We start from the raw sequence: 15,321 nt of genomic DNA on the forward strand, positions 1-15,321 counted from the left end.
CCTAATTGCCCTCGAACACCGGTTTTTCCTTGGCGACGAAAGCCTGGTACGCCCGCTTGAAATCGCCGGTCTGCATGCAGATCGCCTGCGCCTGCGCTTCCGCCTCGATCGCCTGGTCGAGGCCCATCGACCATTCCTGGTTCAACTGCGTCTTGGTGATGCCGTGGGCGAAGGTCGGGCCGGAAACGATGCGCGCCGCCATGTCGAGCGCGTCGGCTTCAAGTGCTGCGGCATCGACCAGCCGGTTGTAGAAACCCCAGCGCTCGCCCTCCTCAGCACTCATCGTCCGGCCGGTGTAAAGCAGCTCGGCGGCGCGGCCCTGGCCGATAATGCGCGGCAGGATCGCGCAGGCGCCCATGTCGCAGCCGGCAAGACCGACACGCGTGAACAGGAACGCGGTCTTGGCCTCAGGCGTGGCGATACGGATGTCGGACGCCATGGCGATGATGGCGCCGGCGCCCACCGCAACACCGTCGACCGCCGCAATGATCGGCTTGCCGCAATTGAGCATCGCCTTGACGAAATCGCCGGTCATTCGGGTGAAGGCGAGCAATGCCTTCATGTCCATCTTCACCAGCGGGCCGATGATGTCGTGAACATCGCCGCCGGAGCAGAAATTACCGCCATTAGGCAGGAACACCACCGCATCGACGTCGTCGGCATAGACGAGGTCGCGAAAAGTATCGCGCAGCTCGGCATAGCTTTCGAAGGTCAGCGGGTTCTTGCGCTCCGGCCGGTCGAGCCGGATATTTGCGATCTTGCCTTCGACCTGCCAGAGGAAATGCTTCGGCATGCGGCCGGCCATCTTTGTCATTCCCGTCCCTCCCAATTGCTGCGGAAGGAATTCAGCATGCCGGTCAGCCGGCGCGCCTCGTCCTCGCTCACGTTGCCCAGCAGCTCGCCGATCCAGCTTTCATGCGCGGCGGCGATCACAGCGAAAGCCTTCGAACCTTCCTCCGTCAATCGCACCATCGAGGTGCGGCGGTCGCCATTGCGCCGGGCGCGGGTAACCAGCCCTTCCGAAACCAGCCGGTCGACGATCCCGGTCACATTGCCGTTGGACACCAGCAGGAAGCGCGACAGGTCGCTCATCAACATGCCTTCCGGCGCGCGGTAGAGTGCCGCCATCACGTCGAAGCGCGGCAGCGTCGTGTTGAATTCCTGCCGCAGGCGCTCGCGCAGCTCGGCCTCGATGCTGCGCGAGGCGCGCAGCAGCCGCACCCACAGCCGCAGCCGATCCTTGCCGGGTCCGGACGGCGCGGGCAGGGGACCGGCTACCATGTCTCGCCTCCCGAGATCGAAATCGTCTGTCCGGTGATCGATTGGGCAGCATCGCCGCACAACCACTGCACCGCGGCTGCAATTTCTTCCGGCTGGATGAAGCGGCCTTGCGGGTTGGTCGAGGCAAGGCTCGTCCGTGCTTCTTCGGCCGAGCGGCCGGTCTTTTCGACAATTCGCTGGATGGATTCCTCGAGCATGTCGGTTTCGATGAAGCCCGGGCAGACGGCGTTGACCGTCACCCCGGATTTGGCGGTCTCGACCGCCAGCGCTCGCATCAGGCCGACGACGCCATGCTTGGCGGCAACGTAAGCGGCGACATACGGATAGCCTTTTAGCCCGGCCGTCGAAGCAACGAAGATGATCCTGCCGATCTTCCGTGCGACCATGCCGGCCAGCGCCGGTTTCACCGTCAGGAACGCGCCGGTCAGGTTGACGTCGAGCGTGCGCTGCCAGTCCGCAAGCGAGGTCCGCGGTGCTGGCGCGCTGCCGGACATGCCGGCATTGGCGACGACGATATCGATCGGCCCGCGCGCCGCCTCGGCCTGGCTGTAGAGCGACGCCATCGCCGCCTCATTGGTGACGTCGGCGGCGATGCCGAAAATGCGGTCGTTTTCCCTGGCGACCTCGACCAGCGCTGCCTCGCGCCGGCCGCAGATGGTGACATCGATGCCGGCATCGGCGAGCGCCAGCGCGATGGCGCGGCCGACGCCGGAGCCGCCGCCGGTGACCAGCGCATGCCGTCCCGCCATCGTTTCAACGACGCTCATACCTTCAGCCCCGCTGCCGCGTCGCGTTCGGCCAGCCGGTAGATCTGGTCGCGGCCAGGCAGATAGGGATCCGGCCATTTGACGCCGCGGTCGCCGAGCGTGACGGCCGCATGCAACGTCCAGTAGGGGTCGGCGAGATGCGGTCGTGCCATCGCGACCAGGTCGGCCCGGCCGGCCATCAGGATCGAATTGACATGGTCCGGTTCGTAGATGTTGCCGACCGCCATGGTCGCCATGCCGACCTCGTTGCGGATGCGGTCGGAAAACGGCGTCTGGAACATACGGCCATACACCGGCCTTGCCTCGGCGGAAGTCTGGCCGGCCGACACGTCGCAGATGTCGACGCCGGCCTCATGCAGCAGCCGCGCGATTTCGACCGCATCGGCCGGTGTCACGCCTTCGATGCCGACCCAGTCATTGGCCGAGATGCGTATTGAAACAGGCTTTTCATCAGGCCAGGCGGCGCGCACGGCATGGAAAATTTCGAGCGGGTAGCGCATGCGGTTTTCGAGCGAGCCGCCATAGGCGTCCGTGCGCCGGTTGGTCAGCGGCGTGATGAAGGAGGACAGGAGATAGCCGTGCGCGGCGTGGATTTCGAGCATGTCGAAGCCGCAGCGTTCAGCCATCTCGGCCGAAGCGACGAATTGATCGCGCACCAAATCCATGTCGGCGCGGTCCATCGCCTTCGGCAGCTGATTCTCAGGCGACCATGCCACCGCCGACGCCGCCATGACAGGCCAGTTGCCTGATGTCAGTGGCACGTCGGTTCCTTGCCAGCCGAGCCGGGTCGAACCCTTGGCGCCGGAATGGCCGATCTGCGCGCAGATCTTCGCCTCGGTCTCGGTGTGGACGAAATCAACAAGCCGCTTCCAGGCGACTTCGTGCTCGGGCGCGTAAAAGCCGGTACAGCCAGGCGTGATGCGGCCTTCGGGGCTGACGCAAGTCATCTCGATGTAGACGAGGCCGGCGCCACCCTTGGCCCGTTCGGCATAGTGGGCGAAGTGCCAGTCGGTCGGGCAGCCGTCGACGGCCTTGTACTGCGCCATCGGCGAAACGACGATGCGGTTCTGCAGCGCCATGTCGCGCAGCCGGAACGGTGCGAACATCGGCGCGCGACGAAGACTGTTGCCGCCGGCGCCGGCCTGGCGCTGGAACCATTCTTCGGCGCCGGCCAGCCACTCGGCATCGCGCAGCCGCAAATTCTCGTGGCTGATGCGCTGCGAGCGCGTCAGCAGCGAATAATTGAACTGCACCGGATCGAGGCCGAGATAGCGCTCGACCTCCTCGAACCATTCGAGCGAGTTGCGCGCCGCCGACTGCAGCTTCAGCACTTCGGTGCGGCGGGCGTCCTCATATTTGCGAAACGCCGCCTCGAGGCCGGGCTCGGAATCGACATAGTCGGCCAGCGCCACCGCGCTTTCCAGCGCCAGCTTGGTGCCGGAGCCGATCGAGAAATGCGCGCTTGCCGCTGCGTCGCCCATCAGCGCCAAATTCTTGTAGGACCAGCGTTCGCACAGCACGCGCGGAAAATTGATCCAAGCCGAACCTCTGATGTGGTTGGCATTGGTCATCAGCGAATGGCCAGCGAGATGCCTGGCGAAGATCTGTTCGCAGACGACGATCGATTCCTGCTGCGACATCGTGCCGAAGCCGAAGCGCCCCCAGGTCTGCTCGCTGCATTCGACGATGAAGGTCGCGGTATCTTTGTCGAACTGGTAGGCATGCGCCCACACCCAGCCATGCTCCGTCTTCTCGAAGATGAAGGTGAAGGCATCGTCGAACTTCTGCTGGGTGCCAAGCCAGACGAACTTGCATTTGCGGGTGTCGATATCGGGCTTGAACACGTCGACGAATGCGCTCCGTGCCTTCGAATTCAAGCCGTCGGCGGCAACCACCAGATCGTGGCTCTTCATGTAGGGTCTGGGGTCGGCGATATCGGTCTCGAAGACCAGCTTTACGCCGAGCTCGCGGGCCCGCCGCTGCAGCAAGGTGAGCAGCCGCTTGCGGCCGATGCCGCAGAAGCCATGGCCGGTCGAGACCGTGCGCACCCCATCATGGATGACGGCGATGTCGTCCCAATAGGCGAAATTCTTCCTGATCCAGACGGCACTGACCGGATCGTTCCTGGTCAGATTGTCGAGCGTTTCGGCCGACAGTACGACGCCCCAGCCGAATGTGTCGTCGGCGCGGTTGCGCTCGAACACGGTCACTTCGTGCGCGGCGTCCCTGAGCTTCATCGAAATGGCAAAGTAGAGGCCGGCTGGTCCGCCGCCGAGAACCGCAACCTTCATCTGTGCGATCTCCTCTCGCTTCCTATCTTCAGTATCGCGCCTGACGTATATTATTTCAAGCTTGAAGTTTTATAATTGAAGCGATTCGTCTCAGGTGCCTATCGCGTGCCTGCGGTCAGACCCGCAAGCACGCGCCTGCCGGATCATTTTTCCGGGGACTTCGGGCTCCACAGCACCGTCTCTGCGTCCTTTTCATAGCCCATGCCGTTGGGATAGCTGATCGCTTCCAGCTGCAGGCCCCAGGGCGCCTGGAAATAAAGGATACTCTGGCCGGCCGCCGGCCCTTCGGTAACCGGCAGCGGCCCCATACGCGTCTTGACGCCCTTTTCATCGAAATAGGCTTTCGCGGCAGCGATATCGTCGACATAGAAGGCGATGTGGAAGCCGCCAATGTCGCTGTTGCGGGCCTGCAGGTCTCTCTGTTCGGGCGCGGTATATTTGAACAGCTCGATATTCGACCCGTAGCCGCAGCGGACCAGGGTGATCTCCTCGATCACCGCCTTGGGGTCGACTCCCAGCAGATCCTGCATGAACGTCCCCTTATCATCGGCGAACGGCCCGAAGGACATCGCCTTCTTGCAGCCGACGATCTCGGTGAAGAAGTCGACGGCCTGCTTCATGTCGGGGACTGTAACCCCGGTGTGATCGTGTCCGCGCATGCCAGGAATGGAATCGGCTGAGGCTGTGCTGATGGTTCCACCGATGGTGCCCAGGACGGCGGCCGCAAGCGTTGCAGTTAGGAGTGCATTCTTCATCTCAGTCATCCTCTCGCGGGACATGGGTGACTTGCCGGGCGCACGCCCGAGGCCCGCTCTTCGGCGTGCGAATGAGATGTGCTGTGAATGATCGTTGCGACCGATGTCATGCCGGCGCCTTCGCGGCAGGCAGCAGCCAGCCGTCATCGATCTCGGGCAGCGGGATGGCTGCGAGAAGATCGCGCGTGTAAGCCTGCCGCGGGTTCGCGAACAAAGCGTCGGTGGCGCTTGCCTCGACGATCACGCCTTCGCGCATGACGATCACTTGCCGGCAAAGCCGCCGGATTACCGACAGGTCGTGGCTGATGAAGGCGACGGTCAGGCCCATTTCGGCGGCCAGCCGTTCCAGCAGCGTCAGGATCTGTGCCTGGGTCGACACGTCGAGGCCGGAGACGATCTCGTCGGCCAGCACGAATTTCGGCGCCAGCGCCAGTGCCCGGGCAATGCCGACGCGCTGGCGTTGGCCGCCCGACAGCTGGTGACGATAGCGGCTGGCGAAACTTAGCGGCAGGCCGACGCGCTGCAGCGCCTCCGCGACACGACCCTTGAGATTGTCGCCAAACCCGTTTTGCCTGAGTGGGGCGGCGATAATGCTGAAGGTGGTGCGGCGCGGATTAAGCGACGACATCGGATCCTGGAAGATCATCTGCAGGTTGCGGCGCAGCGGCCTGAGCTCCGCCTCCGGCAGATGCGTGATATCGCGGCCGTCGAAGATGATGCTGCCGGCGCTCGGCTCCAGGAGGCGCACCAAAGCGCGACCGAGCGTCGATTTGCCGGATCCGGATTCGCCGACGATGCCGGTCACCGATCCCCTGGGCAGCTCGAAATCAAGCCCTTTGAGGATCTCGGCCATCGGCGCCCGGCCGATCAGTGGTTTGCGCGTAAAGTCGGGCAACGCGACTTTCAGCCCGCGCACGGAAAACAGCGGATCAGCCATGCGGCCGCCTCCAGGCCTGGTCGGCAGCGGCGATCTCCGAGGCCAGTCCGGCCAATACCGCCTCGTCCACCGGTTTCAGCGAGGCGAACGGATCGGTGTAGCGCGGTGTTGCCGCCATCAACGCTCGCGTGTAGGGGTGCTGCGGAGCCGCGAACAGCGCCGCCGTCTCGGCCTCCTCCACCACCTTGCCGGCATAGAGCACCGACACTTTCTGGCTGATCTTGGCGACCACGCCGAGATCATGGGTGACGAACAGGATCGCCGTGCCGTGCTCGCGCTGCAATTGCGCGATCAGCCGCAAAATCTGCTTCTGCACGGTTACGTCTAGCGCCGTGGTCGGCTCGTCGGCGACGATCAACCTTGGTTCGGCGGCGAAGGCTGCGGCGATCAGCACGCGCTGGCGCATGCCGCCGGAAAGCTCGTGCGGATAGCATTTGAGGACGCGGTCCGGGTCGCGGATCTGTACCGCGTCGAGCAAGTGGCGGATGCGGGCGTCGGCTCGCGGCCCACTCCATCCGAGGATGCGCACCAGCCGGTCGGTCATCTGCGGACCGATGCGGCGCGACGGATTGAGCGCGGTCAGCGGGTCTTGAGGGATCAGTGCGGTGCGCGCTCCGATCAGCGTGCGCCTCGCCTTTGGCTGAAGCCGGCCGAGGTCCTCGCCCTCGAGCAGCATATCGCCATCGACGACGCGCACGCTGGGCGGCAGCACGCCGAGTACCGCCTTGCCGATCATCGTCTTGCCGGCGCCGCTCTCGCCGACCAGCGCGCGAACTTCGCCCGGTTGAACGGCGAGCGACACCGACCGCAGCACGCGCGCGCCATTCGGCAGCACGGCGCTCAAGGACTGAATGTCGAGGCAAGGTCTCGTGGCGTTCATCGCAGCACCGGATCGAAACGCGCCTTAAGACCCTCGCCGAATTGGCTGAACGACAGAACCGTCAGGATCAGGGTGACCAGCGGGAACACCAGCACCCACCACGCCTGATGGATCGACAGGCGGCCCTCGGCGATGATGCCGCCCCAGGTCGGATCGTCGGTCGAGATCGACAGGTTCACGAAGGACAGGATCGCCTCGACGATCACGGCGATGCCCATTTCGAGCGACAGCAACGCGACGATCGACGGCACCACATTGGGCAGCACTTCGCGCAGCATGATACCGATGCGGCCATAGCCGGCGATGCGGGCGTTCTCGACATAATCCATGCGCGCCTGGCCCATGGTCTCGGCGCGGATCACCCGGCAGAAGCGCGTCCAGTCGATGACGGCGATGGCAATGATGACCGAGCTCAGACCGGTGCCGAGCACGGCAACCAGCAGGATGGCGAACAGCACCGGCGGAAACGCCATCCAGACGTCGACGATGCGCGAGATGATGCGATCGGCCCAGCCGCCGAAATAGCCTGCTATCAGGCCGAGCGTCGAGCCAATCAGGCAGGCGGCCAAGGCCGCTGCGAAGGCGACGATCAAGGCGATGCGGGCGCCGAAGATCAGCCGTGACAGGAGATCGCGGCCGAGGCTGTCGGTGCCGAGCCAGAAGCCGGGCTCCGCGCCGCTCATCCAGAAGGGCGGCAGGCGTTCGAACATCAGATCCTGCGCCAGCGGGTTCTGCGGTGCGACCAGCGGCGCGAAGATCGCGGCAAGCAAAGCCAGCAGCAGCCAGCCGCCGGCCAGCCACAGCCTTGCGCCCGAGCCATGTCTTGAAATGCGGCCCTCATCCATGGCGCAGCCTCGGATTGAGCAGCGCATACATCATGTCGACGGTGAGGTTGATCAGCACGAACAGCAGCGCGAAGACCAGCACGATGCCCTGGATCAGCGGCAGGTCGCGGTTGATGACGGCGTCGATCGCCATGTTGCCGAGGCCTTCATAGGAAAACAGCCGTTCGACGATGACCGTGCCGCCGATCAGGAAGGTGAACTGCACGCCGACCAGAGTGAGCGTCGGCAGGGCGGCGTTCTTCAGCGCCTCACGCAAAATGACCTGCGTTTCCGAAAAGCCCTTCACCCGCGCCAACACGACGTAATCGAGGTCGAGCACTTCCTTCAGCGACTGTTTCAACAGCTGCGAGATGATCGCGGCGAGCGGCAGCGCCAGGGCCACGGCCGGCATCAGCATGTGCCCAAGCAGGTCCTTGGTCAGGTCGAAGCGCAGCCGCACCATGCTCTCGAACAGATAGAACTGAGTGACGAAGGGCAGGTCGAGCTGCGGCGACACCCGGCCGGAAATGTCGAACACCGGCACCAGCACGCCGAACAAAAGGATCAGCACCAGGCCCCACAAAAAGTCGGGAATGGAAAGCGCTGCACCGCTGGCGATGTCGATACCGGCTTCGACTGCCGTGCCGCGTTCGCGCGCCCCAAGGATCGCCGTCGTGCCGCCGATCGCCAGCGCCATCAACAGCGCGACGATGGCGAGTTCCAGTGTCGCCGGCAGCCGGTTGAAGACCAGGCCCAGCACATCCTGCCGGAGCGAGATCGAGGTGCCGAAATCGCCCCTGATGACGCCGGACAGCCAGATGAAGAACTGCTGGACGATTGTTTTGTCGAGCCCGTAGAGCGCGCGCAGCCGGGCGATGTCGGCATCGGTCGCGCCGGGCGGCAGCATCATCGCGATCGGATCGCCGGGCGCGACGCGAATGACGACAAAGACCACGACGGCGACGCCGAGCAGCGTGATCGCCATCGTCAAAAGACGGATCAGGAATCTTTGCAGCAGCATGGTCGCCTGTATGCGTGGCGGAAAATGCGCGCCGTCATTGCGGTCGGCGCGCGTCGATCCCTGGCCGATGTCAGGCCGGGGTCATCAGCGCCGGCAAAAGCGCGCCGGAAACATGCTGCACGACATTGACGCCCTTGGCGTGCACGATCGGCTGCGCATACTGGATCAGCGGCAGCACATAGGCCTGTTCGGCGATGTATTTGTCGACAGCCTTCCAGCCGGCGATGCGCTTGGTCTCGTCCTTCTCGCCCCATAGCGGGTTGATCATGTCGATCAGATCCTGGCTGTCCCACACCGAATGCGGGCTCGGGCCATACGTGGCAAAGCCGGTCGAGGTGGTCGGATCGCCGATGGCGTTGCCCCAATTGTAGAAGGCGGCCGGGGCCAGCTTGTCGGCGGCGCGCAGCTCGTAGTGCTTGGCGATCTCGTAGACCTCGATCGACGCCTCGATGCCGACCTTGCGCCACATGCCGACGATCGCCTGGACCATCTCGTAATCCTTGGGCTTGAAGCCCTTAGTCGTCTGAATCGTGAACTTGACCGGCTTCTCCGGCGAGTAGCCCGACGCGGCCAGCAATTCCCTAGCTTTTTCCGGATTGTGCTCGACCTTGATCGACGGGTCGTAGGCCTCGTATTCCGGCGTCTCCAGCGTATCGATCGGCTGGCCGTAGCCGCGCAGCAGCCGCTCGACGAGCAGCTTCTTGTCGACCGCCATCACCGCGGCCTGGCGGACGTTCTTGTCCAGCATCACATCGATGTCGTTGAAGAAGATCATGCCGATGTCGGAAACGTTCTTGCACGAGCCGGCAAGCCCGTCCTTGGCGACCAGGCGATCATATTCCTCATAGGGGATTTCGAGCGTCACCTGCGAAGAACCGGACTCGATTTCGGCAACGCGGCTCGCCGCGTCGGTGACGAACTTGATCGTCACATTCTCGAAAGCCGGCTTGCCGCCCCAGTAGTTCGGGTTGGCCTTGAGCCGCAGGAAGGCGTTGCGCTCGAACTTGTCGACCATGTAAGGGCCGGTGCCAATCGGGGCTTTCTCGAAGCCTTCGGCGCCGACCTTCTCGTAGTAAGCCTTCGGCATGATGTAGCCGGTCAGGAACGACATCCACTTAAAATACACCGGGTCGAACTGCACGACGTCGCCAGTGATCTTGTTGCCGGCGATCTTGAAGTTGTTGACGTTCTTCCAGACGAACTGGATCGGATTCCCTGTCTTTTCGTCGCCCGCCCGCTGCAGCGACCATACCACGTCCTCGGCGGTGAACGGCGAGCCGTCATGCCAGGTGACGCCCTCGCGCACCGTCATCATGATCTTGCTGCGGTCGTCGTTCCAGCCCCATTCGGTGAGCAGGCCCGGCGCAAAGGAAAGGTCCGGCTTCTGCGGGATGAACTGATCGAACACCGACTGGTAGAGGCCCTGGATCGTCGGGTTGACCGCCGAAGGCCCGGTTGTCGGGTCCCAGGACGGCAGGTTGACGTTGTACGCGATGGTCAGTTCGCCGGCTGCCTTGGCTATTTGCGGCAGGCCGATGACGGTGGCGCCAAGTGCTGCTGCGCCATATCCGAGCAATTCTCGTCTGTTGATTGTCATGGTCGTTCCCCTGTTGGTTTTCTATGCGCGTCGTTATCATGCAGTGGGTTCAGGCTCCTTGGGCAACCGCGCATTGCCTCTCCTTCACCCGCAAGTGTTTTGAATTCTACCTCCCGCCGAGCTGTTGGGCGAGCATATAGCCCGAGGCCGCGCCTGTGCCGGCGCCCGGCCATGTTGCAGCACCGGTGAGATGCAAATTCATGACCGGCGTATTCCAGCCGGCAAAGCCGCGCGCCGGACGAAACAGGAAATTCTGCGCCAGATGATGGCTGCCGCAAATCTGGTCGCCGCCGACGAGGTTGGGGTTCTCGCGTTCGAGGTCGAGGGGCGAGAACACGGCACGGCCGAGGATATTCCGGCGAAGGTTGGGCGCATAGGTCTCGATGATGTCGAGAACGCGCTCGGCGTAGCGTTCTTTGACCCGATCCCAATGAGCTGGCGCGATCTTGCCGGCCGCATCGCTAAAAATTTCGGCGGGCAGCATCCGCACCTGTACCCATAGAACGTGCTTGCCTTCCGGCGCCCGCGATGCATCGACCGCAGTCGGTTGGCCGACGACAAGGACCGGCTCGTCCGGCAGCATGCCGGATATTGCCTGCTGATAGGTCCGCGACATGGCGTCGAGCGACGGCGAAAGATGGACGTAGGCGAATTGCCGAAGCTCGGCGCCGGCGCGCCAGTCCGGCAGATCGTCAAGCGCCAGATGGATCATCATCGTGCCCGGCGCATGTCGGAATTTTTTCATCGCCGTGTCGAAGCCGGCGTCTCCGGAACCATCAGGCAAAAGCTTTCCGGCTAGCGCCCCGGGTGCAACGCCGGCGATCACCGCCTTGGTGGCAGTATGGGTCTCGCCGGAAGCAAGCCGCACGCCTGTCGCTCGGCCGCCGGACACCGTGATCTCGGCCACCTCAGCACCGGTGCTAATCTGGCCGCCGGCAACGGTGACCATGCCGGTCAGCGCGCGGATGATGGTATCGGCGCCGCCCTTGCCGAGCACCATGCCGAAGCACTGGTTGGCCATCGATTCCAGATAGGGGAACACCGCGCCGCCGGCGATGTCAGGGGCGAAGTCGAGATGCATGCCCCAGGTGGCGAGCGTCGCCCTGACATGCGGCGACTCGAAATTCTCCTCGAGCCACGAGCGTGGTGATGAGAGCAGCAGCCGGCCGGTGTCGAGCGCGCCGGCAAGGCCCTTCTTGCGCCACAGGTTCCATGCGGTGCCGGCCAGCGCCCGCCCGCTCATCTGTGAGCCGAGCAGCCGAAACAGATGCTCGGCTTCCACCGGGAAGGCGCCGACCAGCCGGCGCCATGTGGCGGCGTCGGTTGCGGAAAAAGCTGCCATGCGCGACGCGGTCTTTTCCAGATCGTTGCTGACGCCGAACCACCGTCCGTCGGGAAAGGCGCTGGCAAAGCAATCGGCGACCGGCGCAAATTCCAGCCCATGGCTTTTCAATTCATTTGCATATTTCTTGTGAAAGGCCGAGCCGGCGAACAGGCTCAGATTCATCGCGCCGAAATCGTGCCGGAAGCCCGGAAGCGTGAATTCGCGGCTCTGGACAGCGCCGCCGATAGTTGCGCTGCGCTCAAAAATCCCGGTGTTCCAACCTTTGAGCGCCAGATGCGCGGCGCATGCCAAACTGTTGTGGCCTGCCCCGACGAATATGGCGTCAAACTCGCTCACACCCACCCAACCCATTTCCTTTATGCTTAAAGATAATTGCAGATGCATATGTTTTAGTCTAGTAGGATATTAAAGGCCGCAAAGAGCCTTGATCATCACCAAGAAAGAGGGAATAGAGACCATGGACACGCAACAACTCCTCGGCGAGGTCGCCGGCCAGCTTCTTTCAGGCACCATCCAGGTGGTCGACCTGACGGCGCCGCTCGGGCCCAACACGCCGCTGATCAAGCTGCCGCCGGAGCTGGCGGTGGACACGCCGAAGGTCGAGATCCACGCCATCTCCCACTATGACAAGAACGGTCCGTGGTGGGCATGGAACTGGCTGAAGCTCGGCGAACACTCGGGCACGCATTTCGACGCGCCGCAGCACTGGATTACCGGCAAGGATTATCCGGACGGTGCCACCGACACCATTCCGGTTCAGAATTTCGTCGGCCCGGTCAATGTCATCGACTGCTCGAAGCAAGCCGCCGCCGACAACGATTTCCTCCTCACAGTCGACCACATCAAGGCGTGGGAAGCCGAGCACGGCCCGATTAACGCCGGCGAATGGGTGGTGATGCGCACCGACTGGTATAAGCGCAACGGCTCGGAAGCCGAATTCCTCAACGCCGACGAGACCGGACCGCACACCCCCGGACCGACGGCCGAGGCCATCCAGTACCTGATCAGCAAAGACATCAAGGGCTGGGGCAGCGAGACGATCGGCACGGATGCCGGCAAAGCAGGGGGAATGGAGCCGCCATTCCCAGCGCACAGCCTGATGCACAAAGCCAACCGCTACGGCCTCGCCAGCTTGTGCAATCTCGACCGGCTGCCGCCGAAAGGCGCGATCCTGATCGCCGCACCGCTCAAAATCGAGCACGGCACCGGCAGCCCGATCCGCGCGCTGGCTCTGGTGCCAAGGCATTAGGACGAGGTGGCGGTCTTCGGGAGAAGATCATGCTTTTAGGCAATGCTGTAGTGACGGATTTGGAGCGGCAGCCTTGTAGCGCTGTCGCTCTACGGCGCCCCCCTCTGTCCTGCCGGATATCTCCCCCACGAGGGGGGAGATTGGCAGCTTTGGCGAGGCGCTTGTTCCTGCGACATTGGAGATTGGTGAAGGCCGTAGCGACGGCCGATCTCCCCCCAAGTGGGGGAGATGTCCGGCAGGACAGAGGGGGGCGCGAAGGAACGCCAACCCGCGCAATTGACTCCAACCTCCCGAGGACGAGGAGCAATCGCAGATGAACGCGCCCGATCACATCATCGTCGGTAGCGGCATCAACGCGCTGGTCTGCGCGGCGATGCTTGGCGGCAAGGGGGCAAAGGTGCTGGTGCTCGAGCGCAACGACCGCATCGGCGGTTGCATGCGCACTGAGGAGATCACCGCGCCCGGCTTCATCCACGACGTGATGGCGACGACCTTCGTACTGTTCATCACCTCGCCTGCCTATGCGGCGCTGGGCAAGGATCTGGCGCGGCACGGCCTGGAATTCTGCAACACCAGCACGCCGACCGGCGTGCTGCGGCCGGACGGCAGCTATGCCGTCCTACGCACCGATCGGCCCGCCAATGTCGCGGCTGCCAATGCGCTTGCCGCAGGCGATGGCGACCGACACGGCAGCGACGTCGGCGAGATCGAGCGCAATGCCGGCCTGCTGTTCGGGCTGCTCGGCGGCAGCCTGTGGTCTTACCCCACGACCAGGCTGCTGGCGGGCGAAGCCTGGCGGCGCGGCCCGCGCGGCCTTGCCGCCTTTCTCGGAGATGCGTTGGTGCCGGCGCGCGGCTGGCTGGAGAACACTTACCAGTCGGAGATCACCCGGGCGCTGTGGGCGCCCTGGGTGCTGCATGCCGGTCTTGGGCCTGAAGACGCGTTCTCCGGCCAGATCGCCAGGGTTATCGCCTTTGCGCTGGAAGCTGCCGGCGCGCCGATCGTCAAGGGCGGCGCTAGGAATCTACTGTCCGCCTTCGAAGCGCTGATCAAGGAGCGCGGCGGCGTGATCCGGACTGAAGGGGACGTTGCCTCCATCATCCAAAGCGGAGGCCGAGCCACGGGCGTACGGCTGGCTTCGGGCGAAACGGTCACCGCGAAGAAGAGCGTGATCTGCTCGGTCACGCCGACCCATCTCTACGGGCGGCTGCTCGGCGACGCGGCTCCGAAAGCCGACCTCGAGGCGGCGCAGAAATACCGCTACGGCAAGGGCAATTTCCAAATACACTATGCCCTGGACAAGCCGCCCGCATGGCGCGGCGAGGGCCTGGCAAAGGTCGCGCTGCTGCATCTGACACCGGGGCTCGACGGCGTGTCGAAAGCCTGCAACGAGGCCACGCGGGGCACGCTGCCGGAGGTGCCGACCATCTGCGTCGGCCAGCCGCATGCGCTCGATCCTTCGCGCTGTCCGGAAGGCAAGGCGATCCTGTGGCTGCAACTGCCCGAGGCGCCACGCCATATCAAGGGCGATGCCGCCGGCAAACTGCAGACACCGGCCGACGGCCGCTGGACCGACGCGCTGCGCGAGGCCTACGCGGACCGTGCCGAAGCGATCCTCGCCAGCCATATCGACGGGTTCAAGGACAGCGTCATTGCACGCCGCGCCTATTCGCCGGCCGATCTGGAAGCGATCAACGTCAATCTGGTCGGCGGCGATCCCTATGGCGGCTCATCGACCATCGACCAGTCGTTCCTGTGGCGGCCGTTCAAGACGAGCCGCAATCACGACACCGGGATTAAGGGCCTCTACCATATCGGAGCCTCGACCCATCCCGGCGCCGGGCTTGGCGGCGGTTCCGGCTTTCTGCTGGCGGGGAGGCTGTGATGGAACAGAAGGTTGAAAAGCGCCAGCGCATCTCGACATTGGGCCAGATCGGACTGCAGCAATTCGCGCCCTATCTGATGAACCGCATCATGGGCCGCTACAACGCCACCTTGCGCGACGATTTTCGCAAGCAGGGCCTGACCATCCCACAGGTGCGCACACTCGCCGTGCTGTCGGTCGCCGACGGCGTCACCGTCAACGATCTCTCGGTCTACACGGTCATCGAACAATCCACGTTGAGCCGGACGCTCGACACGCTGGAAGGGCAAGGGTTTGTGCGGCGGGAGCAGGGAGTCACCGACAGCCGCATCCGCCATGTGTTCCTGACCGACGAGGGTCGCGCCGAGTTCGGCCGCGCCTGGCCGGCCATGCACGACGCGTTCGAGGCGATGTTCGACGACGTCGACGATGCCGAATATGCGGCGCTGATCGCGACGCTGCAGAAGATGCTGAAGAACATTCGCAAGCACGACATTTGATCTTACGCGC

The 15,321-nt window shown here is 63.9% G+C and carries 14 protein-coding genes and 1 pseudogene; 4 read left to right on the forward strand and 11 right to left on the reverse strand.

Annotated features, from left to right (window positions below):
* Window position 1 precedes the first annotated feature (1 nt).
* The 11 genes from ACWTU8_RS21025 to ACWTU8_RS21075 all read right to left on the reverse strand — a co-directional run bounded on the left by ACWTU8_RS21025 (window position 2) and on the right by ACWTU8_RS21075 (window position 12,034).
* On the reverse strand, window positions 2-814 hold the full coding sequence (locus ACWTU8_RS21025; protein WP_455849689.1) for an enoyl-CoA hydratase family protein: 813 nt from the start codon (window positions 812-814) through the stop codon (window positions 2-4).
* The gene (locus ACWTU8_RS21030) at window positions 811-1,281 is read right to left on the reverse strand and encodes a MarR family winged helix-turn-helix transcriptional regulator (RefSeq protein ID WP_029357027.1); all 471 of its coding nucleotides are present in this window, start codon (window positions 1,279-1,281) and stop codon (window positions 811-813) included. Before ACWTU8_RS21030 ends, ACWTU8_RS21025 begins: the two co-directional genes overlap by 4 nt.
* Window positions 1,275-2,048, reverse strand: a complete 774-nt coding sequence (locus tag ACWTU8_RS21035; protein ID WP_455849690.1) for an SDR family NAD(P)-dependent oxidoreductase — start codon at window positions 2,046-2,048, stop codon at window positions 1,275-1,277. The genes ACWTU8_RS21030 and ACWTU8_RS21035 overlap by 7 nt, the downstream gene beginning before the upstream one ends.
* Entirely contained in the window at window positions 2,045-4,339 is a 2,295-nt protein-coding gene (locus tag ACWTU8_RS21040) for a bifunctional salicylyl-CoA 5-hydroxylase/oxidoreductase (protein WP_455849691.1), read from the reverse strand. Before ACWTU8_RS21040 ends, ACWTU8_RS21035 begins: the two co-directional genes overlap by 4 nt.
* 143 nt (window positions 4,340-4,482) lie before the next feature.
* On the reverse strand, window positions 4,483-5,094 hold the full coding sequence (locus ACWTU8_RS21045) for a VOC family protein (protein ID WP_455849692.1): 612 nt from the start codon (window positions 5,092-5,094) through the stop codon (window positions 4,483-4,485).
* A gap of 106 nt (window positions 5,095-5,200) precedes the next feature.
* Window positions 5,201-6,031 carry an ATP-binding cassette domain-containing protein gene (locus ACWTU8_RS21050; RefSeq protein ID WP_455849693.1) on the reverse strand — a complete coding sequence of 277 codons (831 nt, stop codon included), beginning with the start codon at window positions 6,029-6,031 and terminating at the stop codon, window positions 5,201-5,203.
* Entirely contained in the window at window positions 6,024-6,911 is an 888-nt protein-coding gene (locus ACWTU8_RS21055) for an ABC transporter ATP-binding protein (protein WP_455849694.1), read from the reverse strand. Before ACWTU8_RS21055 ends, ACWTU8_RS21050 begins: the two co-directional genes overlap by 8 nt.
* On the reverse strand, window positions 6,908-7,756 hold the full coding sequence (locus ACWTU8_RS21060; RefSeq protein ID WP_455849695.1) for an ABC transporter permease: 849 nt from the start codon (window positions 7,754-7,756) through the stop codon (window positions 6,908-6,910). Before ACWTU8_RS21060 ends, ACWTU8_RS21055 begins: the two co-directional genes overlap by 4 nt.
* Complete coding sequence (locus tag ACWTU8_RS21065) at window positions 7,749-8,756, reverse strand: ABC transporter permease (RefSeq protein WP_455849696.1); 1,008 nt, start codon at window positions 8,754-8,756, stop codon at window positions 7,749-7,751. The genes ACWTU8_RS21060 and ACWTU8_RS21065 overlap by 8 nt, the downstream gene beginning before the upstream one ends.
* Window positions 8,757-8,826: 70 nt before the next feature.
* The gene (locus tag ACWTU8_RS21070) at window positions 8,827-10,353 is read right to left on the reverse strand and encodes an ABC transporter substrate-binding protein (protein WP_065005941.1); all 1,527 of its coding nucleotides are present in this window, start codon (window positions 10,351-10,353) and stop codon (window positions 8,827-8,829) included.
* Between the two features lie 106 nt (window positions 10,354-10,459).
* Entirely contained in the window at window positions 10,460-12,034 is a 1,575-nt protein-coding gene (locus ACWTU8_RS21075) for a phytoene desaturase family protein (RefSeq protein WP_455849697.1), read from the reverse strand.
* A 121-nt stretch (window positions 12,035-12,155) separates the two neighbouring features.
* On the opposite strand from ACWTU8_RS21075, the gene ACWTU8_RS21080 reads away from it, so the two are divergent.
* The 4 genes and pseudogenes from ACWTU8_RS21080 (at window position 12,156) to ACWTU8_RS21095 (ending at window position 15,311) form a co-directional block, all read left to right on the forward strand.
* Entirely contained in the window at window positions 12,156-12,947 is a 792-nt protein-coding gene (locus tag ACWTU8_RS21080; protein ID WP_128345086.1) for a cyclase family protein, read from the forward strand.
* A gap of 94 nt (window positions 12,948-13,041) precedes the next feature.
* A pseudogene (locus ACWTU8_RS21085) lies at window positions 13,042-13,217 on the forward strand (precorrin-3B synthase); the annotation flags it as partial.
* 43 nt (window positions 13,218-13,260) lie between these two features.
* Window positions 13,261-14,832: a phytoene desaturase family protein gene (locus tag ACWTU8_RS21090; RefSeq protein WP_455849698.1), complete on the forward strand. Its 1,572-nt coding sequence runs from the start codon at window positions 13,261-13,263 to the stop codon at window positions 14,830-14,832.
* Window positions 14,832-15,311, forward strand: a complete 480-nt coding sequence (locus tag ACWTU8_RS21095; RefSeq protein WP_455849699.1) for a MarR family winged helix-turn-helix transcriptional regulator — start codon at window positions 14,832-14,834, stop codon at window positions 15,309-15,311. The genes ACWTU8_RS21090 and ACWTU8_RS21095 overlap by 1 nt, the downstream gene beginning before the upstream one ends.
* Window positions 15,312-15,321 lie beyond the last annotated feature (10 nt).

It is taken from the genome of Mesorhizobium sp. BHbdii (assembly GCF_053848045.1).